A 207-nucleotide genomic window follows, 5' to 3' on the forward strand; every position below is an offset into this window, starting at 1 on the left:
CAGTCCCTCACCACGATCGCCGAACGTGCCGGTCCACACACCAGGACCAGCACACACCCTGGCGCGGGGTGGAGCAGCCCGGTAGCTCGTCAGGCTCATAACCTGAAGGTCACAGGTTCAAATCCTGTCCCCGCAACCAAACACACCACATACACCTCACAAAACCGCAAACAGCCGGCCCGCGCACCACGCAGGCCGGCTGTTTGC

1 tRNA gene is annotated in these 207 nt (G+C 62.8%); it reads left to right on the plus strand.

Going from position 1 to position 207, the window contains the following annotated elements:
- Positions 1-62 precede the first annotated feature (62 nt).
- Positions 63-139, plus strand: a tRNA-Met gene (locus MKK60_RS00385).
- Positions 140-207 lie beyond the last annotated feature (68 nt).

This window comes from Methylobacterium sp. J-092 (assembly GCF_022829325.1).
Taxonomy (GTDB): domain Bacteria; phylum Pseudomonadota; class Alphaproteobacteria; order Rhizobiales; family Beijerinckiaceae; genus Methylobacterium.